Source organism: Shimia sediminis (assembly GCF_003990645.1).
Classification (GTDB): Bacteria; Pseudomonadota; Alphaproteobacteria; order Rhodobacterales; family Rhodobacteraceae; genus Shimia; species Shimia sediminis.
Genome location: NZ_RYZK01000001.1, coordinates 298,873 through 321,693, shown reverse-complemented (window position 1 = coordinate 321,693; position 22,821 = coordinate 298,873). Strand labels below are relative to the sequence as shown.

Sequence of the window (22,821 nt, the reverse complement as noted above, 5' to 3'; positions counted from 1 at the left end):
AAGCCATGAGTGCGATTGACAGCCTTCCGCCCCTCAGACAGGTGATTTCTGATCACGGGCTGTCCGCGCGCAAGTCACTGGGGCAGAACTTTCTGCTGGACCTGAACCTCACCGCCAAGATCGCGCGTCAGGCCGGAGACCTGTCGGAATGTGACGTCTTGGAAATCGGCCCCGGCCCCGGCGGCCTGACCCGCGGGCTTTTATCCGAAGGTGCCCGCAAGGTGCTGGCGATAGAAAAAGACACGCGATGTATGCCTGCCTTGGCCGAGATCAGTGCCGCGTATGACGGTCGCCTCGAGGTCATCAACGGGGACGCCTTGGAGATTGACCCGCTGGCCCATCTGACCCCGCCCATCCGCGTCGCGGCCAACCTGCCGTACAATGTCGGCACTGAGCTTTTGGTGCGCTGGCTGACCCCAAAGGACTGGCCACCTTTCTGGCAGAGTCTCACCTTGATGTTCCAGAAAGAAGTCGCCGAGCGTATCGTGGCCAAACCGGGGTCGAAAACCTATGGTCGCCTCGCCATTCTCGCGCAATGGCGGGCCGAGGCCAAGATTGTCATGCATCTGCCTCCGGGTGCCTTTACCCCACCGCCCAAAGTGTCCAGCGCCGTGGTGCACCTCACCGCCCTGCCCGAGCCGCGCTACCCGGCCGATCCCGGCGTCCTGAGCCATGTGGTCGCCAAAGCCTTCAACCAGCGTCGCAAGATGCTGCGCGCCGCGCTCAAAGGGCTTGCTCCGGACATCGAAGATCGCCTGTTGGCCGCCGGTATCCAGCCCACGGAACGCGCAGAACAAGTGTCTCTTGAACAGTTCTGCGCGCTGGCCCGTGAGGTGGCCCGCTAAGCCCTAGATCACTTGAGTTGCGGCGCCGGTTCGCACGTCTTCGACGATATGCCGGTCACCTGCCGCAACTACGTCGGCGATCTCGCGGCGCTGATCCGCACTCAGAACGCCCCCCTCCGGGGCCGCCTTGATTGAGACCAGGGCCTTGTCCCGTGCGGCTTCGAACGCTGTCCGCCGTCCCGACTTTTCATAGTCATCGCGGCCCTCGCGCAAGAAGACATCCGGTTGGAACTGCTCCCGACACAGCGCCAAAGTATGTGCACTGTCCAGAAAATGCCCACCGGCCCGCACTTTGAGAATTTCCTCCCAGTTCAGCGTCTCGGCGCTGACATCTGCCGGCTGCATGAATTTGCGCACCATGGTGCCAACCTCGTTGTCCAGCACGGCCTGAACCGGGCTGAAAACCGTGGCGCATTCCAGCTGTCCGATTCCCCCAAGAATATCCGCACCAGACAGGGCCACAGTCTGCGTCAGCATGGCCCGTTCGGCCATGGCCTGATGATCCACATCCGGCGTGTCCGAACCTGACCCATAGGTGTGGGTAGGAAGACCAAAGCCCTGTTTCATCAATTGCACGGCCATCGACGCGGACTGCACCGACTCTGGACAGGATTGCAGCGCTGAACCGGTCCGCATGTCCAGTGTGAACATCAGCGGCACCGCAATCACCGGCGTGCCGGGCGCCAGAAGATGCGCCAGCACCACCATCGACAGGATTTCAGCCGCTGCCATCAGAACCAGACCTGCGCTGGTCAGCGGGGCCGTGCCCCCGGCTGAAGGCAAGGAACAGGCATGTAGCGGCATGCGGTATTTGCCCGCCTGAATGATCACCTCGCTGTCCATATGCTTGAACTCCAGCGGTGAGAACGAACAGGTGATGACCGAGGTGATTGGCCGCGCGCGCAAAGCCTCTTCGCCCCCGGCAGCAATGGCCGCGATCCGCATCACGTATTCAACATTCTCTTTGCCATAGGGCTGCAACCAGCAGTGCTTGTTCGTATGCGCGGTCATTTCCGCGAACGAGTGAATGTCTGCGGTGACCTCTGGCACACCATGCACAAAAGGATGCGCGATATAGCCGATCTGGTTCAGATCACTGCAGACAGCCGCCATTTCACGCACCGCCTGCAGGTCAAGGTTGCGGTAGCTGGCATCACGCGGATCGACGTAGCCATGGGCCCCCGTGCCCGATCGCATGATGAAACTGCCATCTGCGCGGGGCACCGTCATATCAAATTGCGGGGTCTTGCCGCAGAGCTGGAACGTCTTCGGCGTTGTTTCCAAGGCTTCTTTGACCAGCTCCGGTGGCAACCGCAGGCGGTCCGCATCCCGACCAGGCTTGGCACCCGCTCGGATCAGGGCCTCGCGCGCCTGCGGGTGAATGACGACAACGCCGTACGAGTCCAAAAGCTCGAAACAGCGATCCCGCATGGCGCCGATCTCGCTGTCGGACAGGAACCCGAACCGGGTCGTGTCACAAGACTTGGACGCCAGGTTGAAGGCATCAGGTGCAGTATTAACAGGTGGAGTGTCGCGACGCCCGCGACGGCGGGGTTTGGTTTGAAGTGCTCTGGTTTCCATAACTTTATCCTTTTGACCAGTGATCATGGATTGCTATGGCACACACCGATTACGCTCACTGCCTGCCGACTTGAGCTGGCTAGACGCTAATCCCGCGAGGTCAAACCGGTCAAGCCCTGTGTGACAAGAAAAACCCGCGACCGTTGCGGGTCGCGGGCTATGAAGTCTGGAACCTGAGGGGCAGATTACTCGGCGGCTTCTACCGGACCGTCACCCTCTGCCGCTGGCTGAGGTGCTGGGTCGTCGACGCTTGCGTCCTGTTTCGGTTTGGATGGTTTGCGCCGCGGTTTGCGCGCTGGCTTGGGTTTGCTTTCGGCCTTGGCCTCTGGGGTCTCGACAAGACCCGCGTCCTGATCGGCCTGAGGGTCGATCACATCAGGCTGTGGCGCTTCAGATGGATCTGCGGACTTTGCGTCGGCACCGTTGGCTTCGCGCTCCTGACGCTCCATGCGTTCCTGACGCTCGCGATCGCGGTCGGCCTGGCGTTCGCGGTTCTGGCGTTCCTGCTCTTCGCGACGCGCTTCCTGTTCGCGCTGAGCCTCGGACAACAACCGCATGTAGTGTTCTGCGTGCTGCTGGAAGTTTTCGGTCGCAACCCGGTCATTACCCAATTGCGAGTCGCGCGCCAGCTGGTTGTATTTATCAATGATCTGTTGCGGGGTGCCGCGCACTTTGCCTTCGGGGCCTGAGCTGTCAAACACACGGTTGACGATATTGCCCGAGGGCCGACTGCGGTTGTTCTTGCGCGAACGGGATTTGGAAGATCTCATGTATTCTGGTCCAGCCTTGGTCCAATTCGATGTCTTAAAACCCGTTTCACGCCTCTTGCGCTCTGAATGACCGAGTTTCGACTTTTGGGCTTGGCGTCCGGGGAGCCGCGCTAGGGCATCACCGTCCGGACACCTCTTGAGTAAATCGGTTGCCGCGCGGGCACAAGGGGTATTCGATTAAAACCCTCCACAAGATGTGGTTTTTTCGCCGCATCTCAGGGATTCTGCCCCATCACCACACGATCACGCCCATCGAGATCTGTCAGTGTCACGACCCCGGTCAGCCCGGCTGCTTCAAACAAAGCCGCGACATCCGGCCCTTGTCTCCACCCGATTTCGACGAGGAAATGACCACCCGGTTTCAGATAATCGCGCGCATTTCCAGCCAGGGCGCGATAGGCCGTCAGCCCATCGCCTTCGTCGGTCAGCGCCATACGGGGTTCGTATTTCACCTCAGGCGCCAGTCCTGCCATTTCCTCAAGCGCAATGTAGGGCGGGTTGGACACAATCAGATCAAACTGACCTTCCACGGATTTGAACCAGTCGCTTTCAACCAACTCGCAGCGTGCGTCCACCCCCAAGTCCCGGGCGTTTTGCGCAGCAACCGACAAGGCAGCGCCAGAAAGATCTGCACCGACTCCCGTGGCCTCCGGTCGCTCTGCCAATAGGGTCAGCAGGATGCAACCAGAGCCGGTTCCCAGGTCCAAAACCTCACGAAACTCATGCGCGAGCGCCGCCTCGATCAGTGTTTCTGTTTCGGGCCGAGGGTCCAGAACGTCAGGCGTCACGGTAAACCGGCGGCCAAAAAACTCGCGCCACCCAAGCAGGTGCGAGACCGGCTTTCGGTCGACCCGGTCTTGAATGGATGCAAAGAACGCCGCTTCAGACCCGGCTTCCAACACATCCTGCGAATGCAGCGTCAAACGTCCCGCATCAATGCCCAGGCTGGCCGCCATCAGCTTGCGCGCGTCCCGGGGTGCGCCGTCGATCCCGGCCTCTTTCAGCATTTGCGTTGCCAGCATCAGCGCCGCCTGGACGTTCACCCCTGCATCTCCGCCAGCATCCGTGCCTGATCGTCCGCCGTCAGCGCATCGACAATCTCGTCCAGATCGCCATTCATCACCGCATCCAGCTTGTAGAGCGTCAGGTTGATCCGATGATCCGTCATGCGACCTTGTGGGAAGTTATAGGTGCGGATGCGCTCCGACCGGTCACCCGAGCCCACCTGCGACTTACGATCCTGGGATCGCTCGCTGTCGATCCTTTGTCGTTCCATATCGTAAAGCCGCGTTTTCAGCACCTGCATGGCTATCTCGCGGTTACGGTGCTGCGACTTCTCGGACGAGGTCACCACAATCCCACTTGGAATATGTGTAATCCGCACAGCCGAGTCTGTGGTGTTGACGTGCTGCCCACCGGCACCGGACGAGCGCATGGTATCGATCCGGATGTCATTGGCATCGATCTGAATGTCGACATCCTCTGCTTCCGGCAGCACCGCCACCGTCGCTGCCGAGGTGTGAATACGCCCGCCGCTTTCGGTCTCTGGCACCCTTTGCACACGATGCACACCGGATTCGTACTTTAGTCGCGCAAAGACGTTTTCGCCCTTCACATGGGCAACAACCTCTTTGACGCCGCCCAACTCTGTCATCTGCTCTTCGATGATCTCAAACCGCCAGCCTCGACTTTCCGAGTAACGTTGGTACATGCGCAGAAGATCACCAGCAAAAAGGGCTGCTTCATCCCCACCTGTACCTGGGCGGATTTCCACCATCGCGGGTCGCTTATCCGCTGCGTCCTTGGGCAAAAGTGCCAGCTGAAGCGCGTGCTCTGCCGCGGGCAGCTGCTCTTTCAGAACCGGCAGCTCTTCTTCCGCCAACTCCTTCATGTCGGGATCGCCCAGCATCAGCTCGGCCTCTTCGAGGTCAGCAAGCAACTGACGATACGCGACAATCTGCTCTACAACGGGCTTCATGTCGGCATATTCCTTGGCCAGCACGGCAATATCGCTGCCCGCTGTGCCCTCGGCCATCTGCGCTTCCAGAAATTCGAAGCGCTGGGTGATCTGCTCTAATCGTTCTATCGGAACCATAAGGGTAAGTGGGACAATCGGCTGGCTTGGTCAAGGGGGGGCTTTGCGGTATACTGATACCATGAAAAAGCTCATGCTCCTTCTGGCCGTTGTCGCCCAACCCGCGCTTGCCGATTACAACCTGAACGGCAAGGTGATCGATTGCTATTGCACGGACACGCAAGGCAGCCGCGTTGACGTCGGCGAAACGATTTGCATGCACGTGGATGGGCGCAGTTTCATGGCCCAATGTCAGATGTCGCTGAACGTACCGATGTGGCGCGAGATCGCGCCCGCCTGCCTATCTTCGGACCTCGGCCCCTCAATGGGCGGGCAAAGCACCAATCCAGCGCTCGATACGCTGTCGATTGACGCCAAAGTCCTTCCGTCCAAAACGTGAGCGGGCAAAAATCAGCAACTCATCCCCGTTTAGCAAGATGGTGGTATAGTCAGGAAACCCCATCATACGACTGCGTGTGACGTAGGTAATCATGCCCTGCAGAACGGAACCGTCCAGGACATGTGTACGCGGCTCTGCACCGATGACCGAGTCAATGCGTCGCAAACCGTCCGGTCCGGTCGTGACGCGACGTGTAACGCCATTGGAAAAGTTCTTATCCCCAGTGACTTGTGGCTCAACGTGCCAGGCGGCAGGATCGCTGGGGGCGAGACGGACATAAGCCAGGCACGCCAAAAACGCGATGGCTGCGATCCAAACAATGGTCATGCGCAAGAACCTTTTCATAAAAAACATATGGGCGGCTACGACACAATGACCAGAACTGGTCACCGGAATACTTCAATACATTCGACGCCAAAGCGCCGCAGCCTGACGTCATCAGACATCAGGTCGTTGCCATTTCCAAGGCAGTTCACGGCAAGTTTAGCGGCTCTATCGTGACAAAACCAAGACCCACTGTCAGAAAAGACAGTTATCTGCCCCTGTGACGCGAGCCCCAGATCGACAGCAATTCTGTTGCGACATGTGCCCCGGCAATTGCAGTGGCGCCAGTGGTATCAAACGGGGGCGAGACTTCGACCACATCGCCGCCCACCATGTTGATGCCTGCCAAATCACGTAGAATGATAGATGCCTGCCCCGAGGTCAGCCCCCCCCAAACCGGCGTGCCGGTGCCCGGCGCAAACGCAGGGTCAAGGCAGTCGATGTCAAAAGTGACATAGGTCGGATGATCCCCAAGGATGGATTTGATTTTCTTAACCACTGCGGCGGGCCCTGTCTCGTGCACCTCGCGCGCGTCAATGGTCGGCACACCCAGATTGTCCTCGTTGGTCGTGCGAATACCCACCTGAACCGAGCGTTTCGGGTCCACGATGCCCATCTTTACGGCCTTGTAGAACATGGTGCCGTGATCGATGCGGTCCATGTCGTCATCGGCCCAGGTGTCCGAATGCGCGTCAAACTGCAAGAGCGAGATCGGCCCGTACTTCTCGGCATAGGCCTTCAGAATCGGGAACGAGATATAGTGATCCCCACCCAATGTGATACTCGCAGCGCCCGCGTTCAGGATCGTCCGAATATGGTTGGTCAGCGTATCCGGAAACTCGCTGACCTTGGCGTAGTCAAAGGCAACATCGCCATAGTCCACAATTGAGACCTCGTCCAACACGTTGAAATCCCAACCATAAGGCGCGTCAGGCGATTGCAGCGCCGATGCCTCTCGAATGGCCCGTGGCCCCAGCCGCGTACCGGGCCGATTGGTCACCGCCTGATCAAAGGGCACGCCCGTCACGGCGATATCCACGCCGGTCAGGTCTTTGGTGTAACGCCGCCGCAGGAAAGACGTGGCCCCGCCAAACGTATTCTCGAACGAGCAGCCTCTGATATCTTTGCGGGTAAACGCTTCGTCTACATAAGTCTTGGAATCTTCCAGCGCCATCTCTTCAGCTCCTCGCCTAAAAATTTGATCAAATTTCTACAGGCAGTGGGCCAAAGGTCAAGATTTGATTACGACACCACGCTAAATCGGCTGTGCCTTTTCCACCAAACGCGCAAAAAAGGACGCGCCTATGGGCGAAATCTCATCGTTAAAGTCATACTTTGGATGGTGCACCATAGGCCCGTCGCCCTGCCCCAGGAAAAAATAGGCACCGGGCCGTTCTTCGAGCATATAGGCAAAATCCTCGGCCCCCATTTCCATGCCAGTATTGGCGTTCACCGCCTCGTCTCCGGACACCTCACGGGCGACTTCCGCTGCAAACTCAACCTTGTCGGCATGGTTGACGGTTGCCGGATACCCCTTTTCATAGCGCAGCACGGCCTCAACGTCATACGCCGCCGATTGGCCGGCCACGATGGCCTCCATACGCCGGATGATCATGGCCTGCACCGCCTTGTCAAAGGTGCGCACCGTGCCATTCAGATAGGCCGTGTCGGGAATCACGTTGTCGGTTGATCCGGTGTGGATCTGGGTCAGTGAAACAACCGCCTCGCTGCGCGTGTCGTGGTTGCGGCTGATGATGGTCTGCAGCGCGTTGCCAATCGCCAGCGCCGCAACAACCGGATCGGCGGTGTCCTGCGGATAGGCACCGTGCCCGCCTTTGCCCTGAATATCAATGTGGAACTCGTCCACTGCTGCCATGATCGGCCCCGGCGTTGAATAGAAATACCCAACTTCGATCTCAGGAATATTGTGCAACGCATAGACCTGGTCCACGTCGAACCGATCCAGAATACCCTCTTGCACCATGACCCCGGCACCGCCGCCACCCTCTTCCGCCGGCTGAAAAATCAGCGCGACGCGCCCCGAGAAATTCCGTGTCTCGGCCAGGTACTTGGCCGCACCCAACAGCATCGTCGTATGCCCGTCATGCCCACAGGCATGCATCGCACCCTCCACGGTCGAGGCATACTCCAGACCCGTCATCTCTGGCATCGGCAGCGCATCCATATCGGCGCGCAGACCAATCGTGCCGCCCTCACCTTTGCCGTTGATGATCGCGACCACGCCACTTGTCGCAATCCCTTCGTGGATTTCATCGATGCCAAATTCGCGCAGCCGCTCCACAACAAACGCCGCCGTCTTATGGCAGTCAAACTCGATCTCCGGGTTGGCGTGCAGATGGCGACGCCAGGATTTCATCTCGTCTGCATAAGCAGCAATGCGGTTCACCACGGGCATGGGCTGGACTCCGGTCAAAGGTTCATCTGATATGCAACTGAACACTGGAGTTGAGAGAGTTGCAATGGCCGAAGACCCGCTGATCCTAAACCCAAATGGCGGCATGCCCCGCCTGATCGAGATCATGCGCCGCCTTCGTGATCCGGAAAACGGCTGCCCCTGGGATATCGAACAGGATTTCTCAACCATCGCGCCCTACACCATCGAAGAGGCTTATGAGGTCGCTGATGCCATTGAGCGCGAGGCGTGGGATGAACTCAAAGGCGAGTTGGGCGACCTCTTGTTCCAATCCGTCTTTCATGCCCAGATGGCCAGTGAGTTCGGGCTTTTTACCTTTGACGAGGTTGCCGACACCATGTCGGACAAGATGGTCGCCCGTCACCCGCATGTCTTTGGTGATGAAAGTCGGGACAAATCGGCCGAACAGCAGACCCGCGATTGGGAAACCGTCAAGGCTGCCGAACGCGCTGGCAAGGCGCTGAGTGGCGCGCTTGACGGTGTGGCGCTGGGCTTGCCGGCGCTCTTGCGCGCCGTGAAACTGCAAAAACGCGCGGCCCGCGTGGGCTTTGACTGGCCCGACATCTCTCAGGTTGTCGACAAGATCGTGGAAGAGGCCGGAGAACTGGCCGAGGCCCGCGACACGATGGGACAACAAGAGATCGAAGAAGAATTTGGCGACATGCTGTTTGTGATTGCCAACCTCGCACGGCACCTCAACATCGAACCCGAAGCCGCCCTGCGCGCCACCAACGCCAAGTTTGTGCGCCGGTTTGAAGCGGTCGAGGCCAAACTCGCAGCCGTAGGCAAACGCCCCGAAGACAGCGATCTCGCGGAAATGGACGCGCTGTGGGATGCCGTGAAGCAGGAAGAAAAATTACGTCAGAAGTGACACGCAAAGCACTACAAAGAAAGGGTTTATCATGGATGTTCCGTTCAAAACCAAACGGATACTCGCATTTGGAGATTGCGACATCTCCGGCACCGCCTACTACCCCGCCTACCTCAACATCCTGAACGGCGTGAACGAAGAGTTCTGGCTACGTCTCGGGTATCCTTGGCACAAAATCATCTGGGAAGAACGCTGGGGCACACCAACCGTACACATCACAACCGACTTCTCCAGCCCCTCATTCTTTGGTGAAGAACTGGAATTCGAAGTCACCATACAAAAGGTTGGACGCTCTTCGGTCACCGTGCACCACGATATCAGTTGCAACGGACAAAAGCGCTGGTCCTCAACGCAGGTGCTCGCAGCATCAGACCTCGACAAACACACCTCAATGCCCTGGCCTGATGATGTGCGTGCCGCTCTCGAGGCATGTTTGGTTGAACAGAAGGACGCAGAATAAATCCCGCGCGGCGCAGGGTTTTCGAACTGCACCTTCTGTGTCGGCGTTTTTTGACTCAGATCAAATACCCAACTACTTTATTCAGGTATTGACCCGACTAATTTGGTCGGGTAATTCCGGTCTCAGAGAGAAACGCAATTGAGAGTGAGTCGCATGATCGCCCACCTGAAATCCGCCGCCTTTGCCGTCACCGCCCTCGCGGTCGCCACTCCAGCGATGGCTGATGAGGTCAACATCTATTCCTACCGCCAGCCCGAGCTGATCAAGCCGCTGACCGACGCCTTCACTGCCGAGACCGGCATCAAGGTGAACGTCGCCTACCTCAAAAAGGGTATGATCGAACGCATGCAGGCCGAGGGCAAACGCTCACCCGCTGATCTCGTGCTGACCGTCGACATCTCGCGCCTTGCAAGTGTTGTAAACGCCGGCCTCACCCAGCCGGTATCCAGTGACACGCTGAACACAAACGTGCCCGGAATCTATCGTGACCCGGAAAACCATTGGTATGGCCTGACCACCCGCGCACGGATCGTCTATGCCTCCAAGGATCGCGTCGCCGAGGGTGAGGTCACCACCTACGAAGATCTGGCCGACCCCAAGTGGAAAGGCCGCATCTGCACCCGTTCCGGCACCAACGCCTATAACGTCGCCCTGACCTCGGCTGTCATTCACCACCATGGTGAAGAAGGTGCCAAGGCATGGCTCGAAGGCGTCAAGGCCAACCTCGCACGCAAGCCCCAAGGCAACGACCGCGCGCAAGTGAAGGCGATCTGGGCGGGTGAATGCGACATTGCGATCGGCAACACCTATTACATGGGCAAGATGCTCAGCGACGAGGAACAAAAAGCATGGGCCGAAAGTGTCAATGTTCTCTTCCCAACCTTTGAAGGTGCGGGCACCCACGTGAACATTTCGGGTATCGCCATGGCAAAACACGCTCCCAATGCCGACAATGCTCTTAAGATGATGGAGTTCCTGACCTCGCCCGCAGCCCAGGAAATCTACGCCAAAGCCAACTTTGAGTATCCTATCGCGCCTGGCACCAATGCTGATCCACTGGTTCAGGGTTGGGGTGAGTTCGCTGCGGATGATGTGAACCTGATGACTCTAGCAGGTCACCGCTCAACCGCTCTGAAAATCACCGAACAGGTCGACTTCGACGGCTAAGAACCATCACCCTCGAACGGATAAGGGACGCCCTGCGGTGTCCCTTTTTCTTTTGTCAGCTCCTTCAATCCCGGAACAACCTGTTTCACCAAATCCGCCGACGGCCCGTTCGGATTGTACACGGCAAATCTGGGAATTTCAAAATTGTCTGAGTGACTTACAGCGTGCAACTCATGTGACATGCGTGTTGGAACAAAGGTCATTCCACCCCGCCGACCCATATACCTCAAGGCCATCAAGGCATTGCCCAGAAACAAGTGACCGGATCGGTCCCCCAACTGTTCCCGGACCGCCGCATCATATTCCGGCCCCAACTGCAGGTTCAGAAATAGCGGCAGTTCCGCATCTTTGATCGAACAGGGGTGCGACGCCATCAGTGCCATCTGCTCTGGCGGCAACTCCACGCATTCCAATCTCTGCCCCGCCGGGCGTTCTCCTGTGATGACCAGGTCAACTGCTCCGTCCCGCACCATGTCCAGGGCGTTGCTGTCGTGGTCAAAATTCAGCGACAGCGGCAGCTTGTCCAAGGTTTCCTCGGCCCAAATCGTCAGATCCACCAACAGCCCGTCCCAGATCGACAACTGGCACCCCAATCGCAACGCAATCCGCCCGGCAAACTGGCGCCCCAGGCCCGCGCGCACCTGCGCCCATTGCCCCAAGAGCTGTTCTGCATGTGGCCGCAGCTGCACCCCGGCTTCGGACAGGCGCGTACCACCCGGCCCGCGCTCGAACAATGTCACCTCAACCGCGTCTTCCAGGGCGCGCACCCGCGCGCTCACCGCAGCCTGCGTGACATTGAGCCGCTTGGCGGCCCTGTGAAAGCTCTGCGTGTCAGCCACCGCCAGAAAGGTCTGCAATAGTTTCTCGTCCATTACCGAACAGAAAACTCGATCAGATTGATAAAAACAATACGTTTTTCTTATCGTATATCCTCTGCTAGCCCTGTCCCCAACAGGACACCCAAGGAGACTCTCATGCTCGACAAATCGCATAAACCCACATGGACCAGTTTCGAAGAGGCCACACAGGCCGACTGGGACGCCGTCATGGACTACGAAGAACAGTTCAACGCCGAACTGGTGGATCGCATCCTTGCCATGCTGAAATCGCTGGACGAAGACTGGACCCCCTACCCGATCAACCGCTACCACCACTGCCTGCAGGCAGCGACCCGTGCACACGCAGATGGTGCGGACGAGGAAATCGTGGTGGCCGCGCTCATTCACGACATTGGCGACATCCTGTCCCCCTACAACCACGGCGAACTCGCCGCCGCCATGGTGCGTCCCTACATGAGCGAGCGCGCCCGCTGGATCATCGAACACCACTGCGTCTTTCAGGGCTATTACTACAACCACATGCTGGGCGGAGACCGCCACGCGCGCGAAAAATACAAAGACAGCCCCTACTACGACGACGCCGTCTATTTCTGCCACAACTACGACCAGAACGCTTTTGATCCAGACTACCCATCAAAGCCGCTCGAATTCTTTGAACCGATGCTGCGTCGTGTGTTCTCCAAGTCCGGCGGTCATATGGAGTTGAACGAGACTGCCGCCGATTAGGGGCGACTTGCGTTCCAAACCCGCCACGCGCGCATCAATCAGCCCTGCCTACAACACTTTGCGTAGGCGGGGCCCCACTTCCTCAAACCCTTCGCGCAAATAAAATTGGAGCGTTCGGTTCCACGCGGGCTGGTTCGGGGCACCAACTTCAAACCGGGTCCAGTTCTTGGCTTGCGCCACCCGCCTTGCGGCGCTCAACAAAGCTACGGCCACCCCGTCCGAGCGGTATCGGGGGTCCACATAAAGCTCAGTGATCTCTCCGAAACGACCACCCGCATAGATCGCGGCGCATTCATTCAGCATCAACACCCCGATGGCCTCATCTTTGTCATGGGCCAGCAAGGCAATTACCGCGCCCTCTTCCATCAACGCACTGGTGGTTTTCAGAATGGCATCCCGGTCTGGCGCTGTGCCGCCGAGTTCCTCAAGCAAACTCCCAACCAGCCGTGCCACGTCAGGCGCATCTGCATAGGCTGCGTTGCGTGTTTTTAGGGGTCTTGAGTGTTGCATGTCACCTCCGATGTCATATTTGATCAAATTATTCCGCACGTGTTTCCCCGTCAATGACACAGCAATCACTGGTTTCCTTCATCTCCGGCATGGGAAAGCGATTGCGCGGCCCAAAGTCCCTGGCCTAGGGTTCCACGAAACATAACCCCCAGGGACCCGCATCATGGACAAATCAAACCGTCACGCCTTTGAAACCCGCGCCATCCACGCGGCACAGGAACCCGATCCGCTGACCGGGGCTGTTGTAACCCCGATCGTACAGGCGTCTACCTTTGTTCAAGACGGCATTGGCGAAAACCGTGGCTATATCTACGCCCGCTCCGGCAACCCCACCCGTCACACGGTTGAACGCTGTATTGCCGACCTCGAAGGCGCCGAGGCTGGCTATGCCTTTCCCACCGGCCTGTCGGCGGCAGCGACGGTCCTGGAACTGCTTGATGCCGGCGCGCATGTTGTTGCCCATGGCGACCTCTACGGGGGCGTTCATCGCCTGTTGACCCAGGTGCGCATGCGCTCCGCCGGGTTTGACGTGACCTTTGTCGATTTCTCCGACACCGACGCCGTGCGCGCTGCCGTCACCGACAAGACCGCCATGCTCTGGTACGAGACCCCCTCGAACCCCACCCTGCGCATCGTTGACATCGCCGCAATCTCGCAGATTGGCCGCGATACCGGCGCTCTGACGGTCTGCGACAACACCTTTTGCTCGCCCTATTTGCAAAACCCACTTGCCCTGGGCGCAGACATCGTTGTGCATTCCGCCACCAAGTTCCTCTGTGGTCATTCCGACATGATGGCGGGTGTCGCCTGTGTTGCGCCGCATGTCTCGACCGAGATCACCGAACGCCTTGGCTTCCTGCAAAACTCGGTTGGCGCGGTCCTGTCTCCGCCGGACTGCGCACAGCTTTTGCGGTCCGTGAAAACCCTGCCCGTGCGCATGGATCGCCATTGCAGCAATGCCCGCGCCGTGGCCGAACACTTTGCCGAGAACCGCGCACGTTTTGGCCTGAACGACGTGCGCTATCCCGGACTGCCCGACCATCCGGGTCATGACATTGCCGCTCGCCAGATGCACGACTTTGGGGCCATCGTCACAATCGAGGTTAACGGCGGTGAAGCCCGCGCCGACGAAGTTCTGAAACGCAGCTCACTGTTTCAGTTCGCCGTCAGCCTGGGCGGCGTGGAAAGCCTGATCCAGCATCCGGCGTCACTGACTCACAAGGCCGTGCCAGAGGAACAGCGCGCCGCAGCGGGGATCTCAGACGGCATGATCCGACTATCTGTCGGCATAGAAAACGTCACCGACCTGATCGCCGACCTTGAAGAGGCGTTTCGCTAAGACCACAGCACAGGACAGCGACGTCGGCAGAAATACCGACGTGATACCGACGTAATACCGACGTGATGCAGACGCCGTTTTTTGCTTCTTTTCTGGACAAGCGCCGGGGCAATTGACAGTGTTCATCGATAGGTTTGAGAAAAGAATATGACCGCACGCAAAATCATCATCGACACCGATCCCGGCCAGGACGACGCCGTGGCCATCCTGTTGGCACTGGCCAGCCCCGAAGACATCGACGTCCTCGGAATCACGGCTGTTGCAGGCAATGTCCCGCTGTCCCTGACTTCGAAAAATGCTCGTATTGTCTGCGAGTTAGCAGGCAAACCTGACACGCTTGTCTTTGCCGGCTGCGATCGCCCGTTGGGCCGCAAACTGGTCACAGCCGAGCATGTCCACGGCCAAACCGGTCTCAACGGACCCGTCCTGCCTGACCCGGTGATGCCGCTGCAAGAGCAGCACGCCGTCGATTTCATCATCGACACCCTGCGGGCCCATGATGCGGGCACCGTCACCCTATGCCCCCTCGGCCCCCTCACCAACATCGCCATGGCCTTTGAGAAAGCCCCGGATATCATTGAAAAGGTTCAGGAAATCGTTCTGATGGGTGGTGCCTATTTCGAGGTGGGCAATATCACTCCGGCGGCGGAATTCAACATCTATGTTGACCCTCAGGCGGCTCACATCGTGTTTTCCTCTGGTGCGCCTATCGTGGTCATGCCGCTGGATGTGACCCACAAAGCGCTGGTCACCAAACCCCGCAATGACGCCTTTCGTGCCATCGGCAGTGCGGTTGGCACCGCCGTCGCGGAAATGACTGATTTCTTTGAGAGATTTGACAAGGAAAAGTACGGCTCCAACGGTGCGCCCTTGCACGATCCTTGCGTCACCGCCTACCTGATCCGCCCCGATCTCTTCACCGGACGCCACATCAACGTCGAGATCGAAACCCACTCCGAACTCACCCTTGGCATGACCGTCGCCGATTGGTGGCGCGTCACCGACCGCCCCCCTAACGCATTGTTCATGGGTGACATCGATGCTGATGGCTTCTTCGCCCTCCTGACCGAGAGGCTGTCGCGACTATGAGCACCGCCCTGCATCTTGCCCGCCCCGATGATCTTGACCGTCTGATCCCGCTGGTCGAGGCCTTTCACTCGGAAGAAGGCATTTTGCAAGACGACGAAACACGCCGTGCGGCGCTGATGCCCTTGCTTGACGGCTCACCCTTGGGGGCCATCTACCTGATCGGACCTACCCGCGCACCAGTTGGCTATGTGGTCATCACCTTTGGCTGGTCCGTCGAATTCGGCGGCATGGACGCCTTTGTCGACGAGATTTTCATTCGTCCCAAGGTGCGGGGCCGCGGCATGGGCGGCGATGCCTTGACCGCCCTGTCCGGTGCCCTCGGGGACGCCGGAGTCAGGGCGTTTCACCTTGAAGTCGACCGCACCAAAGATCGTACGCGCCGCCTCTATCAGCGCGCGGGCTTCGAGCCACGCGAACGCTACATGCTCATGACCAAGCGTCTCTGAAACTGGGCCAATCGCCAAGCGGTTTTGATGCCCGTCATTCGCGCCCCGATCGTCAAAGTCATGGCGCACCTGTTTCTGCTTTCAGATCACTCTTCGCAGCCCGCCGCCTCTGGTAATCCGTCATTTTGGATATATGTTTCCCCCATGACCTTGCACATCCCTTTTGACAACACCTACGCCCGGCTTCCTGCGCCACTCTTCACGCGCCAGGCACCCGTACCCGTCCGTGCGCCCGAGCTTTTGGCCTTCAACCACCCGCTGGCTCAGGATCTGGGGATAACCGGCGACGATGATGTCGACGAATTGGGACGGGTGTTTTCGGGCAATGAAATCGCCGCGGGAGCAGACCCGCTTGCGCAGCTTTATGCAGGCCACCAGTTCGGTCACTGGAACCCGCAACTGGGCGATGGTCGCGCAATCCTTCTTGGCGAAGCGGCCGGGTTTGACATCCAGCTCAAGGGCTCCGGTCGGACGCCATACTCGCGCAACGGCGATGGGCGCGCCTGGATCGGCCCTGTGCTGCGCGAGTTCGTGGTTTCCGAGGCCATGCACACGTTGGGCATCCCCACCACCCGTGCCCTCGCCGCAGTGGCAACAGGAGAGACCATCCAGCGCGAAACCACCCTGCCCGGCGCCATCCTGACCCGCGTAGCCAGCAGCCACATCCGGGTTGGCACATTTCAGGTTCTCGCAGCTCGTCAGGACTATGCCGGGCTACAGGCGCTCTACGAACACGCCGTCGCCCGCCATCATCCCGAAGCAACCGATCCGCTCGACTTTCTGAGCGGCGTGATCGAACGACAAGCCCAGCTGGTCACCAAATGGATGAACGTCGGCTTCATTCACGGCGTCATGAACACCGACAACTGCAGCATCTCCGGCGAAACCATCGACTATGGTCCCTGCGCCTTTATGGATGCCTACCACCCGATGACGGTGTTCTCCTCGATCGACCGCCAGGGCCGCTATGCCTGGGCCCGGCAGGCGGACATCATCGTCTGGAACATGGCGCAACTGGCCACCGCTCTGGTTCCCCTGATGCCCAATCAGGACGAGGCGATCCAAGCCTTCACCGGGGCCGTGCACGCCATGCCTGACCGCCTGAACACGCTGTGGAACGCCACGCTCCTGCGTAAGATCGGCATTGCCAGAGGCCAACCGGGCGACCAAGACCTCGCCACGGAGCTCTTACAGATGATGTCCTCACAAGGCGCTGATTTCACAAATACTTTTGCGGCCCTGAGCGGGGACACAGCGCGCGATCAATTCACGGACCGAGAGGCCTTTGATACCTGGGCCACCAAGTGGCACACCCGCATCAAATCGACCCCCGACGCCGAGGCCACCATGCAGGCGGCCAATCCGATCCTGATCCCGCGCAACCACCGCATCGAGCACATGATCCAGGCCGCCGTGACCGGCGACATGGCCCCCTTTACGCGCCTCATGCAGGCCTATGCGCGCCCCTTTGACAGAGATCCGGAATTCACTGACCTCACCCACGCCCCGACAGAACAGGAACGCGTCCGCGCCACCTTTTGCGGCACCTGAGCCTTCATCTTGCCAAAAATACTCCCGCCGGAGGCTCCGACCGGCGCCTCGCTCACTTCCGGTTGATCAGGATCAATCCCAGCACCACCAAGCCCAGCGAAGCCCAAATGCTGACGCCCACCGCTTCTCCCAAAAGCCACCAACCAAACAGCACGCTCAACACAGGTGAAAGAAAACTGAACGAGGCCACAGATGCAGCGGGATAGACAGTCAGCAACCAGAACCAGAAGACATAGCCGAAACACACCACCCCCAGGGCCTGAAACGCCACACCAGCGAGGTGGATCATTTCCGGCTCCCGCAGCAGCGGGCCGAACAAAGGCGCAACAGCACTCAGAACCACCGCTGATACCATGATCTGCCACATCAACTGGGCTTCCGGCGCAATTTGGTTCAGCGGCTTGAACCGCAACATCAATGCGATCCCGGCCCATCCCCAGGCGGCGCCGAGCGCGGCCAGATCCCCCCAGATATTGGCCTCTCCGGCAGAACGATCCATCAACGCCACCGCGACGCCCGCCATGGCCAGCCCCAATCCAAGGAGCCGCAAGGCAGTCAGCCTTTCCCCCGGCAGACACACATGTGCCATCAGCGCCAACCAGACCGGCATGGAATAGAATATCACGCTGGCGCGCGACACATCCGTCAGATCAAGAGCGATATACAGGCATATGAATTCAATAGAAAAAAGCAAACCCGAGGCAATGCCAAACCACAGTAACCCACCCTTGGTCTTAAAGGGGATGCCGCGGATCCAAATCCACGCCCCCATGACAAAGACGGCAATGACAGACCGCAGTGCAGCAACAAACACCGGGGAAATCCCACCGTTTGTGACCTTGATCACCACCTGGTTGAACGCCAAAACCGTTGCAAAGAAAATCAGCGAGCTTGCCCCAAAGGCGTCGATATGCGTTTTGCGTTCCATGCGGCCAGACGCGCGGAAATTTGTTAAGTTGTCAAGCAACTTAGACAGAAATGACCCATGCGACAGCCTGTTGGCTCGCCTTTCCCGATGCGGCATGCCAAAACCGGCTGCAAACTTTCGAGACCACCGATGACCACCAACCTGCGCATTGCCACCTACAACCTGCAAAAATGCATCGGCATGGACATGCGCCGTCGCCCGGATCGGTCTATGCAGGTTATCGACGCATTACAGGCGGACCTCGTAGTGCTGCAAGAGGTCGACAAACGCCTGCCACCGCGCCCCGCAGCCCTCCCGCATGATCTGATCGAGACACATGGCTGGCAGGCCCTGCCCTTTGGCCAGCCCGGCGGGTCTCTTGGTTGGCACGGCAATGCCATGTTGATCCGCGATGGCCTCAACCCCCTTCACACCTCGCGTCTGGACCTGCCCGGTCTTGAGCCGCGCGGCGCCATCCTGGCCGAGTTCGAAACCACCATCGGCCCGCTCCGCGTGATCGGTGTGCACCTTGGCCTCATTCGGCGCTTTCGTCTGATGCAGCTCATGGCAATCACCCGCGAATTGCGCCGACGGCCTGTGATGCCCACCCTCATTGCCGGGGATTTCAACGAATGGGGGCCCAAGGCCGCTCTTGACGCCGCCACGCCCGGTCTCGACTTCGCCGATCCGGGTCATAGCTTTCCGGCACCGCGCCCCGTCGCCGCACTCGACAGCTTTGCCCATAGCTCTGATCTCAGGGTGCTGCGCAGCGGCATCCACCGTGCGCGCCCTGCCGCGAGCGCCTCGGACCACCTGCCCGCCTGGGCCGAGTTCACGCCCGCCTGAACCTGCGCTTGTTCCGTCCCAAGGCCCATGCTAGCCAAATGGCAGCAGCACAAGGGACAGGGCCATGAACTTTCTCCAGATCACCTCGGCTCTGATTGTGTTGGCCGGGGCCTTTGGTGCCATCAACTACCTGTTTTTGAAACTCCCCGCCGCCATCGGCATCCTCGTGGTGGCGCTCTTTGCCAGCTTTGGCCTTCTCGCCATCGACCTCATCGCTCCGCAATATGGTATCGCCGATGCGGCCCGCCATGTGATCACCGAAATCGAATTCTCGGACGCGCTGCTCGAAGGTATGCTGGGCCTTCTGCTCTTTGCCGGGGCGCTGCATGTCAAACTGCATGACCTGCGTGCGCAGTGGATCCCCGTGGCCCTGATGGCAACCGTCGGCGTGGGGCTCTCCACGGTGATCGTCGGCGTTGGTTTCAGCTGGCTTACCGGTATGCCGCTGATGATTGCCCTGGTCTTTGGGGCGCTGATTTCACCCACCGATCCCGTCGCCGTTCTTGGCGTGCTGCGCGAGGCCGATCTCAGGAAATCCCTTGAAACCAAGATCGCCGGGGAAAGCCTGTTCAACGACGGCGTCGGCTATGTGGTGTTCCTTGTCCTTTCTGGCATGGCCTTTGCCACCCACGGCCATGGTGCCGTGGATCACGGCGAGTCACAGATCGATGACGCCGCGATCCTGTTCCTGCAAGAGGCCGTTGGTGGTGCCTTTCTCGGCATTGCTCTCGGCTGGCTCACCTTTCGCGTGATGCGCCTGATTGACGACTATTCTCTCGAAGTTCTCCTGACCCTTGGCTTGGCTTTTGGCGGCTACGAACTGGCGGTCGCGCTGCATGTCTCGGCCCCGATCATGGCCGTCTGCGCCGGTCTCCTGATCGGGGACATCGGTGCCAAACACGGGATGAGCGCCGAAACCCGCGAATATGTCGATGCCTTCTGGAAACTCGTCGACGAAATCCTGAACGCCGTCCTCTTCCTGCTGATCGGCTTCGAGGTCTTTGCCGTCGCCTTTGACATGACCTACCTCGCCACCGGCGTCGCCACCATTGCACTGGCCCTGCTGGCGCGCCTGGCCGCTGTCGCCGTGCCCGTGCTCGCCCTGCGACCCTTCCGCGAGTTCAGCCGCGGCGTGGTGCCAATCATGACCTGGGGCGGCCTCAAAGGCGGTATCTCGGTGGCGCTGGCACTCTCGCTGCCCGAAAATGACTGGAAACCCCTGATCCTGACGGCCACTTACATCGTTGTGATCTTCTCGATCATCGTCCAGGGTCTCACCGTCGCCCCGCTCGCCAAACGCGTGGGCCGCCAACCGGAGTTGATGTGATGCGTGACTACCTTGTCTATGATGTCTTTACCAACCGCCCCTTTGGCGGCAACCAACTGGCGGTCTTTCCGGATGCCAGCAACCTGCCCGAGGCCGACCTGCAAAAGATCGCAGCCGAGTTCAATTTTTCCGAGGTGACCTTTGTCTACCCCCCGGAAGACCCTGAAAACACAGCCAAAGTACGCATCTTCACACCAACGATGGAGGTGCCCTTTGCCGGCCACCCCACCATCGGCACCGCCATCGCACTTGCCGACCTCGGTCTTGGTCCCGAGATGGTTCTGGAACTTGGCATTGGCCCCCTCACAGCACAGGCCGAAGCGGATGCCGCCCAGTTCACCACCACCTCAGAGCTGCAACTCATCGAACACCCAGACCCCGCACTTGTCGCCCGCGCGCTTGGCACGACACAGGATGCCATCCTGACCACCACGCACCCGCCAACCATGGCCTCGCTCGGCCTTGCCTTCACCATCACCGAACTTGACTGTCGCGATACGCTCTCGGCCCTGCAAACCGACGTCTCCGCCTTTCGCGAGGGCAACGCCGCCTACCCCTCAGGCCTTGATTTCGCGCAATTCGCCTACGTGCGCGAAGGCGACGTCATCCACGCCCGCATGTTCGCGCCGCTCGACAATATCCCCGAGGATCCCGCCACCGGCAGCGCCTGCGCCACCCTCGGTGCCTTGCTCGCACAAGTTGGCGGTCAGGACGTCACCCTGCGTATCCATCAGGGCGACGACATGGGACGGCCCTCCGTCATCGGCGTCACCACCGAAGGCTCCGCCATCACGGTCAGCGGCCAGGCGGTCAAAATGAAACAAGGGCGGCTCGTCTACTGACGACCCGCCCCTTCGAATTGCCAAACATACTCTCGCCGAAGGCCAAGCCGCCTCAGGCGGCTTTGGTGCCCCGACCCCGCGGCGGTCCGCGACGGCGACGACGCTGACCGGTCCCGGCAGGTTTCTCACCGCCACCGCCCCCACGACGCGGTCCACCCTGCTTGCCGCGCGGGCCTTTGGGTTTGGACTTGTGCGAGGGATCTTCCATGCCCATCCATGGCCGTCCCGACAGGATCGGGATATCCATTTTCAGAACCTTCTGGATCGCCTTCAACTCATCCACTTCATCCGGCGCACAGAACGCAACCGCCGCCCCGTCCATACCGGCACGCGCCGTGCGGCCGATCCGGTGCACATAGTTTTCAGGCACGTTCGGCAGATCAAAGTTATAGACATGGCGCACCTGCGGAATGTCCAGACCACGTGCGGCCACATCCGTGGCCACGAGCACCATGACTTCACCAGCCCGGAACGCCTTGATGGCGCGTTCGCGCTGACCCTGGCTCTTGTTGCCATGCACCGCAATCGCGTCATACCCCGCCTTGACCAAGGCTTTCATCAACCGGTCCGAGCCATGCTTGGTGCGCGCAAATACAATTGCCGCCTCGTCGCGGTGATCCGCCAATAGCTCAATCAACAACGCGGTCTTTTCAGCCTTGGCGATAAAGTGAATGCCTTGCGTAACCTTGTCCGCGGTCTTGCCCGGAGGCGCCACCTGCACCCGCACCGGATTGTTCAGATAGGAACCGGCAATCTCGGCCATCAGCTTCGGCATGGTGGCCGAGAACAACATGGTCTGGCGCTTTTCAGGCAGCCAGCCCACGATCTGACGCAGCGCATGGATGAACCCCATGTCGAGCATCTGATCCGCTTCGTCCAAAACCAGGAAATCGGTTTGCGACAGGTCCAGCGCGCGGCGCTCCATCAGGTCGATCAAACGGCCCGGTGTTGCCACCAGCACATCCGTGCCCTTGCCCACGCGTTTGATCTGCGGGTTGATCGCCACGCCACCAACCACAAGCCCCACCTTGAACGGGGTGCCCTCAACCAAGGCAGCCAGGCTGTCCTTGATCTGGTTGGCCAGCTCGCGCGTCGGCGCGAGGATCAGGCTGCGCACGGTCTTGGCTTCCGGCGGGCGGCCATAAGATTGCAGCTTGGCGATCAGTGGCAGGCCAAAGGCCATGGTCTTGCCGGTGCCGGTCTGCGCCAGCCCCATCACGTCCTGCCCTTCCAGCGCATGCGGAATGGCACGCTCCTGAATGGGGGTTGGTGTGTCGATGCCAGTGGCTACCAGTTTGTCGACCAGCTTCTTGGGCAGGCCGAGGTCGTAAAACGTCGTCATGAATCGTCTTTCCGGCGCACCCCACGGGCAACGCCAATTTTGCGCCCGTCCTAAATGGGGCGCGTTTCGGTGGTTGGCCCCGAAGCGCTCCGTCCCTGTCGGACGGTCCTTCAAAACCATGGCCCCACGCG

At 59.7% G+C, this 22,821-nt stretch carries 24 protein-coding genes; 13 read left to right on the top strand and 11 right to left on the bottom strand.

Translation table 11 applies throughout. The annotated features are described in order from the left end of the window. The first annotated feature begins 5 nt into the window (after positions 1–5). A complete protein-coding gene (gene rsmA, locus EK369_RS01565; RefSeq protein WP_127111931.1) occupies positions 6–845 on the top strand; it encodes a 16S rRNA (adenine(1518)-N(6)/adenine(1519)-N(6))-dimethyltransferase RsmA in 840 nt (279 codons plus the stop codon). Between the two features lie 3 nt (positions 846–848). On the opposite strand, the gene EK369_RS01560 is transcribed toward rsmA, so the two are convergent. The 4 genes from EK369_RS01560 to prfA all read right to left on the bottom strand — a co-directional run bounded on the left by EK369_RS01560 (position 849) and on the right by prfA (position 5,291). Beyond that, positions 849–2,426 (bottom strand): trimethylamine methyltransferase family protein, encoded by a 1,578-nt coding sequence (locus EK369_RS01560; RefSeq protein WP_164726795.1) that lies wholly within the window; start codon positions 2,424–2,426, stop codon positions 849–851. Positions 2,427–2,611: 185 nt separating this feature from the next. Continuing rightward, positions 2,612–3,196 carry a DUF4167 domain-containing protein gene (locus tag EK369_RS01555; protein WP_127111929.1) on the bottom strand — a complete coding sequence of 195 codons (585 nt, stop codon included), beginning with the start codon at positions 3,194–3,196 and terminating at the stop codon, positions 2,612–2,614. A gap of 215 nt (positions 3,197–3,411) precedes the next feature. Next, positions 3,412–4,218, bottom strand: coding sequence for a peptide chain release factor N(5)-glutamine methyltransferase (gene prmC / locus EK369_RS01550; RefSeq protein WP_127111928.1), 807 nt, complete (start codon positions 4,216–4,218; stop codon positions 3,412–3,414). 17 nt (positions 4,219–4,235) lie between these two features. Continuing rightward, complete coding sequence (gene prfA / locus EK369_RS01545) at positions 4,236–5,291, bottom strand: peptide chain release factor 1 (RefSeq protein ID WP_127111927.1); 1,056 nt, start codon at positions 5,289–5,291, stop codon at positions 4,236–4,238. 61 nt (positions 5,292–5,352) lie between these two features. On the opposite strand from prfA, the gene EK369_RS01540 reads away from it, so the two are divergent. After that, positions 5,353–5,670, top strand: coding sequence for a hypothetical protein (locus EK369_RS01540; protein WP_127111926.1), 318 nt, complete (start codon positions 5,353–5,355; stop codon positions 5,668–5,670). Here EK369_RS01540 and EK369_RS01535 read toward each other — a convergent pair. From EK369_RS01535 to EK369_RS01525, 3 genes are all read right to left on the bottom strand, one after another. Next, complete coding sequence (locus tag EK369_RS01535) at positions 5,593–5,997, bottom strand: DUF1499 domain-containing protein (RefSeq protein ID WP_127111925.1); 405 nt, start codon at positions 5,995–5,997, stop codon at positions 5,593–5,595. The two genes, EK369_RS01540 and EK369_RS01535, sit on opposite strands and share 78 nt — an antisense overlap. Positions 5,998–6,202: 205 nt before the next feature. Continuing rightward, the gene (gene speB / locus EK369_RS01530; RefSeq protein WP_127111924.1) at positions 6,203–7,168 is read right to left on the bottom strand and encodes an agmatinase; all 966 of its coding nucleotides are present in this window, start codon (positions 7,166–7,168) and stop codon (positions 6,203–6,205) included. Positions 7,169–7,249: 81 nt separating this feature from the next. Beyond that, entirely contained in the window at positions 7,250–8,410 is a 1,161-nt protein-coding gene (locus EK369_RS01525) for a M20 aminoacylase family protein (protein ID WP_127111923.1), read from the bottom strand. Between the two features lie 64 nt (positions 8,411–8,474). Here EK369_RS01525 and mazG point away from each other — a divergent pair, with 64 nt between their 5' ends. From mazG to EK369_RS01510, 3 genes are all read left to right on the top strand, one after another. Then, complete coding sequence (mazG, locus tag EK369_RS01520; protein ID WP_127111922.1) at positions 8,475–9,299, top strand: nucleoside triphosphate pyrophosphohydrolase; 825 nt, start codon at positions 8,475–8,477, stop codon at positions 9,297–9,299. A 31-nt stretch (positions 9,300–9,330) separates the two neighbouring features. Further along, complete coding sequence (locus EK369_RS01515; protein ID WP_127111921.1) at positions 9,331–9,759, top strand: acyl-CoA thioesterase; 429 nt, start codon at positions 9,331–9,333, stop codon at positions 9,757–9,759. Positions 9,760–9,912: 153 nt separating this feature from the next. After that, positions 9,913–10,926 (top strand): Fe(3+) ABC transporter substrate-binding protein, encoded by a 1,014-nt coding sequence (locus EK369_RS01510; RefSeq protein ID WP_127111920.1) that lies wholly within the window; start codon positions 9,913–9,915, stop codon positions 10,924–10,926. Here EK369_RS01510 and EK369_RS01505 read toward each other — a convergent pair. Next, positions 10,923–11,798: a LysR family transcriptional regulator gene (locus tag EK369_RS01505; protein WP_164726790.1), complete on the bottom strand. Its 876-nt coding sequence runs from the start codon at positions 11,796–11,798 to the stop codon at positions 10,923–10,925. The genes EK369_RS01510 and EK369_RS01505 overlap by 4 nt on opposite strands. Positions 11,799–11,900: 102 nt before the next feature. On the opposite strand from EK369_RS01505, the gene EK369_RS01500 reads away from it, so the two are divergent. Then, complete coding sequence (locus EK369_RS01500; RefSeq protein WP_127111918.1) at positions 11,901–12,491, top strand: HD domain-containing protein; 591 nt, start codon at positions 11,901–11,903, stop codon at positions 12,489–12,491. A 48-nt stretch (positions 12,492–12,539) separates the two neighbouring features. On the opposite strand, the gene EK369_RS01495 is transcribed toward EK369_RS01500, so the two are convergent. Further along, a complete protein-coding gene (locus EK369_RS01495; RefSeq protein ID WP_127111917.1) occupies positions 12,540–13,001 on the bottom strand; it encodes a GNAT family N-acetyltransferase in 462 nt (153 codons plus the stop codon). Positions 13,002–13,164: 163 nt separating this feature from the next. Between EK369_RS01495 and EK369_RS01490 the strand changes: the two genes are divergently transcribed. The 4 genes from EK369_RS01490 to EK369_RS01475 all read left to right on the top strand — a co-directional run bounded on the left by EK369_RS01490 (position 13,165) and on the right by EK369_RS01475 (position 17,426). Next, a complete protein-coding gene (locus EK369_RS01490; protein ID WP_127111916.1) occupies positions 13,165–14,340 on the top strand; it encodes a trans-sulfuration enzyme family protein in 1,176 nt (391 codons plus the stop codon). Between the two features lie 147 nt (positions 14,341–14,487). Beyond that, positions 14,488–15,429 carry a nucleoside hydrolase gene (locus tag EK369_RS01485; RefSeq protein WP_127111915.1) on the top strand — a complete coding sequence of 314 codons (942 nt, stop codon included), beginning with the start codon at positions 14,488–14,490 and terminating at the stop codon, positions 15,427–15,429. Continuing rightward, positions 15,426–15,875: a GNAT family N-acetyltransferase gene (locus tag EK369_RS01480; protein ID WP_127111914.1), complete on the top strand. Its 450-nt coding sequence runs from the start codon at positions 15,426–15,428 to the stop codon at positions 15,873–15,875. Before EK369_RS01485 ends, EK369_RS01480 begins: the two co-directional genes overlap by 4 nt. Positions 15,876–16,019: 144 nt before the next feature. Continuing rightward, positions 16,020–17,426 carry a protein adenylyltransferase SelO gene (locus EK369_RS01475; RefSeq protein WP_127111913.1) on the top strand — a complete coding sequence of 469 codons (1,407 nt, stop codon included), beginning with the start codon at positions 16,020–16,022 and terminating at the stop codon, positions 17,424–17,426. A gap of 52 nt (positions 17,427–17,478) precedes the next feature. Here the strand turns inward: EK369_RS01475 and EK369_RS01470 are convergent, their stop codons facing one another. Then, positions 17,479–18,354, bottom strand: a complete 876-nt coding sequence (locus EK369_RS01470; RefSeq protein ID WP_127111912.1) for a DMT family transporter — start codon at positions 18,352–18,354, stop codon at positions 17,479–17,481. Positions 18,355–18,483: 129 nt separating this feature from the next. Between EK369_RS01470 and EK369_RS01465 the strand changes: the two genes are divergently transcribed. The 3 genes from EK369_RS01465 to EK369_RS01455 all read left to right on the top strand — a co-directional run bounded on the left by EK369_RS01465 (position 18,484) and on the right by EK369_RS01455 (position 21,348). Next, positions 18,484–19,179 carry an endonuclease/exonuclease/phosphatase family protein gene (locus EK369_RS01465; RefSeq protein WP_127111911.1) on the top strand — a complete coding sequence of 232 codons (696 nt, stop codon included), beginning with the start codon at positions 18,484–18,486 and terminating at the stop codon, positions 19,177–19,179. Between the two features lie 64 nt (positions 19,180–19,243). Next, positions 19,244–20,506: a cation:proton antiporter gene (locus tag EK369_RS01460; protein ID WP_127111910.1), complete on the top strand. Its 1,263-nt coding sequence runs from the start codon at positions 19,244–19,246 to the stop codon at positions 20,504–20,506. After that, positions 20,506–21,348 (top strand): PhzF family phenazine biosynthesis protein, encoded by an 843-nt coding sequence (locus EK369_RS01455; RefSeq protein WP_127111909.1) that lies wholly within the window; start codon positions 20,506–20,508, stop codon positions 21,346–21,348. The genes EK369_RS01460 and EK369_RS01455 overlap by 1 nt, the downstream gene beginning before the upstream one ends. 52 nt (positions 21,349–21,400) lie before the next feature. On the opposite strand, the gene EK369_RS01450 is transcribed toward EK369_RS01455, so the two are convergent. Continuing rightward, the gene (locus EK369_RS01450; protein ID WP_127111908.1) at positions 21,401–22,690 is read right to left on the bottom strand and encodes a DEAD/DEAH box helicase; all 1,290 of its coding nucleotides are present in this window, start codon (positions 22,688–22,690) and stop codon (positions 21,401–21,403) included. Positions 22,691–22,821 lie beyond the last annotated feature (131 nt).

What these genes read in the sequence shown, in the direction of transcription:
- EK369_RS01455 (WP_127111909.1), top strand. Translation starts at nt 20,506, where the DNA reads ATGCGTGACTACCTTGTCTATGATGTCTTTACCAACCGCCCCTTTGGC.
- EK369_RS01515 (WP_127111921.1), top strand. Translation starts at nt 9,331, where the DNA reads ATGGATGTTCCGTTCAAAACCAAACGGATACTCGCATTTGGAGATTGC.
- EK369_RS01475 (WP_127111913.1), top strand. Translation starts at nt 16,020, where the DNA reads ATGACCTTGCACATCCCTTTTGACAACACCTACGCCCGGCTTCCTGCG.
- speB (WP_127111924.1), bottom strand. Translation starts at nt 7,168, where the DNA reads ATGGCGCTGGAAGATTCCAAGACTTATGTAGACGAAGCGTTTACCCGC.
- EK369_RS01460 (WP_127111910.1), top strand. Translation starts at nt 19,244, where the DNA reads ATGAACTTTCTCCAGATCACCTCGGCTCTGATTGTGTTGGCCGGGGCC.
- EK369_RS01525 (WP_127111923.1), bottom strand. Translation starts at nt 8,410, where the DNA reads ATGCCCGTGGTGAACCGCATTGCTGCTTATGCAGACGAGATGAAATCC.
- prfA (WP_127111927.1), bottom strand. Translation starts at nt 5,291, where the DNA reads ATGGTTCCGATAGAACGATTAGAGCAGATCACCCAGCGCTTCGAATTT.
- EK369_RS01540 (WP_127111926.1), top strand. Translation starts at nt 5,353, where the DNA reads ATGAAAAAGCTCATGCTCCTTCTGGCCGTTGTCGCCCAACCCGCGCTT.
- EK369_RS01490 (WP_127111916.1), top strand. Translation starts at nt 13,165, where the DNA reads ATGGACAAATCAAACCGTCACGCCTTTGAAACCCGCGCCATCCACGCG.
- EK369_RS01535 (WP_127111925.1), bottom strand. Translation starts at nt 5,997, where the DNA reads ATGACCATTGTTTGGATCGCAGCCATCGCGTTTTTGGCGTGCCTGGCT.
- EK369_RS01500 (WP_127111918.1), top strand. Translation starts at nt 11,901, where the DNA reads ATGCTCGACAAATCGCATAAACCCACATGGACCAGTTTCGAAGAGGCC.
- EK369_RS01470 (WP_127111912.1), bottom strand. Translation starts at nt 18,354, where the DNA reads ATGGAACGCAAAACGCATATCGACGCCTTTGGGGCAAGCTCGCTGATT.
- mazG (WP_127111922.1), top strand. Translation starts at nt 8,475, where the DNA reads ATGGCCGAAGACCCGCTGATCCTAAACCCAAATGGCGGCATGCCCCGC.
- rsmA (WP_127111931.1), top strand. Translation starts at nt 6, where the DNA reads ATGAGTGCGATTGACAGCCTTCCGCCCCTCAGACAGGTGATTTCTGAT.
- EK369_RS01555 (WP_127111929.1), bottom strand. Translation starts at nt 3,196, where the DNA reads ATGAGATCTTCCAAATCCCGTTCGCGCAAGAACAACCGCAGTCGGCCC.
- prmC (WP_127111928.1), bottom strand. Translation starts at nt 4,218, where the DNA reads ATGCTGGCAACGCAAATGCTGAAAGAGGCCGGGATCGACGGCGCACCC.
- EK369_RS01495 (WP_127111917.1), bottom strand. Translation starts at nt 13,001, where the DNA reads ATGCAACACTCAAGACCCCTAAAAACACGCAACGCAGCCTATGCAGAT.
- EK369_RS01465 (WP_127111911.1), top strand. Translation starts at nt 18,484, where the DNA reads ATGACCACCAACCTGCGCATTGCCACCTACAACCTGCAAAAATGCATC.
- EK369_RS01480 (WP_127111914.1), top strand. Translation starts at nt 15,426, where the DNA reads ATGAGCACCGCCCTGCATCTTGCCCGCCCCGATGATCTTGACCGTCTG.
- EK369_RS01450 (WP_127111908.1), bottom strand. Translation starts at nt 22,690, where the DNA reads ATGACGACGTTTTACGACCTCGGCCTGCCCAAGAAGCTGGTCGACAAA.
- EK369_RS01510 (WP_127111920.1), top strand. Translation starts at nt 9,913, where the DNA reads ATGATCGCCCACCTGAAATCCGCCGCCTTTGCCGTCACCGCCCTCGCG.
- EK369_RS01485 (WP_127111915.1), top strand. Translation starts at nt 14,488, where the DNA reads ATGACCGCACGCAAAATCATCATCGACACCGATCCCGGCCAGGACGAC.
- EK369_RS01505 (WP_164726790.1), bottom strand. Translation starts at nt 11,798, where the DNA reads ATGGACGAGAAACTATTGCAGACCTTTCTGGCGGTGGCTGACACGCAG.
- EK369_RS01560 (WP_164726795.1), bottom strand. Translation starts at nt 2,426, where the DNA reads ATGGAAACCAGAGCACTTCAAACCAAACCCCGCCGTCGCGGGCGTCGC.